Origin of the sequence: Pseudomonas sp. K5002, from assembly GCF_013386655.1 — a bacterium.
In the GTDB taxonomy this organism is placed as follows: Bacteria; Pseudomonadota; Gammaproteobacteria; order Pseudomonadales; family Pseudomonadaceae; genus Aquipseudomonas.
This window is the reverse complement of the sequence record NZ_JACARK010001093.1, coordinates 1-2,198: the sequence shown is the minus strand read 5'-3', so window position 1 is coordinate 2,198 and position 2,198 is coordinate 1. Positions and strand designations below refer to the sequence as shown.

The following is a 2,198-nucleotide window of genomic DNA, read 5'->3' as shown; positions in this document are numbered from 1 at the left end:
TGTTGCCAACCGCGTGGTTGCTCAGCCGGCAATTGCCTATCGACGTGTGGCGCGCCGACCTGCACACCGCCACTGGCGAACGCAAGCGAGTGCCGCTGTTGGATGGCAGCAGCCTGCAACTGAATACCGCGAGCGCGGTGGACGTGGATACGGCCCGGCGCCGTGTGACGCTGGTGGAAGGGGAGATGGCGTTGACGGTGCCGGGGGCTGGTACGCTGACGGTGCAGACGCGTTATGGCCAAGTGATCGTCAGCCAGGCTGAAGTGTGTGTGCGGCAGTTGTCTTCCGGGTGTTTGGTGTCGGTGTTGAAGGGCGCGGTGCAGGTGCAGGACCTGCGTGGGCAAGTGGCGACATTGCAGGGGGGGCAGCAGGCACGGTTGCAGGCGTCGGGGATGGGCGCTGCGGTGGGGTTTGATGCGTTGCAATTGGGTTGGCGCGACGGTGTGCTGACTGCGCAGAACCAGCTCTTGGGTGATTTTTTGCGGGAGCTGGAGCGGTATCGGCCGGGTGTGCTGCGCTGGGACCCGAGCCTTGAAGCGCTGCGGGTCACTGGGAGTTTTCAGTTGGCCGATACCGATCGAATTCTTGCGTTGCTGGCGTCGACGATGCCGCTGCAAGTGCAGTCCCGTACGCAGTATTGGGTGACGTTGACGCCGCGTAAATCGGCTGCTTGATGCGATCCTTGTGGGAGCGGGNNGCTCCCACATTTGAACCGTGCCCGCTTCAGCTTTTGATTTTGGGCGGACTCAACACGTGCCTTTCAGATCACATGCGCCCGCTGCAGCTCAGTCAACGCCAGTGCCTTGAGCCGCGCCAACAGCGGATCCCGCCGATCCCGCGGATGCACCAGCTCCACCGCCAGCTCCTGGCGAATACTGCTCGGCCGGTTATCCATCACCAACACCCGGTCACTCAGGTACAGCGCCTCGTCCACATCGTGAGTCACCAGCAGCAGGGCGATCCCGTGGTGCTCGGCCAATTGCAGCAGCAGGTCCTGCAGCTTCATGCGGGTAAACGCATCCACCGCGCTGAACGGTTCGTCCAGCAACAGCACCTGCGGTCGTGAATACAGCCCGCGAGCAATCGCCACCCGTTGCGCCATCCCGCCAGACAAGGCCTTGGGCAACGCCTGGCCAAAACCCGTAAGCCCCACCTCATCGATCAACTGCGCGACCCAGGCCTTGTCATAGCCATCGTCATCGCTGAAACCAATGTTTTGCTCCACCGTCAGCCACGGCATCAGCCGTGGCTCCTGGAACACAAACGCGACCTCACCACCACCTTGCAACAGTTCCCCCTGATAGTCCTTTTCCAGCCCGGCGACGATCCGCAGCAAGGTGCTTTTGCCGCAGCCACTGGGGCCCAGCAAACTGACGGCTTCCCGCGGCTGCAAGGCCAAATGGACGTTGGTCAGCACCGTCGTCGCGCCGAAGTTTTTCCGCTCGACGCGAATGTCCAGTAGCGCTTCACTCATGCTCAATTCTCCGGGCCTTGGCCGTTGAAGGTATCGCGCCAGGCCAGGCAGCGTTTTTCCAGGGCCGCCAACAGGCCGTCGCTGATCTTGCCCAGCAGCGCCAGCACGATGATCGCCGCCAGCACAATGTCGGGCCGTGAGGTTTCCCGGCCATCGCTGAGCAGGTAACCCAGGCCCTTGGTCGCGGCGATCAACTCGGCCGCCACCAGGAACATCCACGCCAGGCTCAGGCCGCTGCGCAAGCCGGTGAACAGGCCGGGCAGGGCGGCAGGCAACAGGATGCGACGCACCAGGCGCGTGCGGCTGAAGCCATACATCTGCCCGACTTCCACCAGCTTGCGGTCGATGTCGCGAATGGCCGCGACGCCATTGAGGTACACCGGGAAGAACGCGCCGATGGCAATCAGCACGATCTTCGAGGTCTCATCAATGCCCAGCCACAGCAGCAACAGCGGCACCCAGGCCAGGCTCGGGATCGAGCGCAGGCCGGCGAAGGTTGGTTCCAGGTACGCCTCGGCCTCGCGGCTCAAGCCGACCCAGGCGGCAAACACCAGGGCCAGGCCGGCGCCGATGGTGAACCCCAGCAGCACCCGCAACAGGCTGGCGCTGATGTGTTTCCACAGCGCGCCTTCGGCGAGGTCGGTGAGGGTCACGGCGATCTCGCTGGGCGCCGGCATCTGGTAGGACGGCAGCCAGCCGATGCGCACCACCACTTCAAGGATCA

General features: G+C 63.9%; 3 protein-coding genes. 1 reads left to right on the top strand and 2 read right to left on the bottom strand.

Translation table 11 applies throughout. The annotated features are described in order from the left end of the window. Positions 1–674: FecR domain-containing protein (locus HX846_RS33510; protein ID WP_178967081.1), on the top strand; the 674-nt coding region annotated here is incomplete at its 5' end. A gap of 86 nt (positions 675–760) precedes the next feature. On the opposite strand, the gene HX846_RS33505 is transcribed toward HX846_RS33510, so the two are convergent. After that, complete coding sequence (locus HX846_RS33505; RefSeq protein WP_008431321.1) at positions 761–1,474, bottom strand: ABC transporter ATP-binding protein; 714 nt, start codon at positions 1,472–1,474, stop codon at positions 761–763. A gap of 2 nt (positions 1,475–1,476) precedes the next feature. Beyond that, positions 1,477–2,198: ABC transporter permease (locus HX846_RS33500; RefSeq protein ID WP_178967080.1), on the bottom strand; the 722-nt coding region annotated here is incomplete at its 5' end.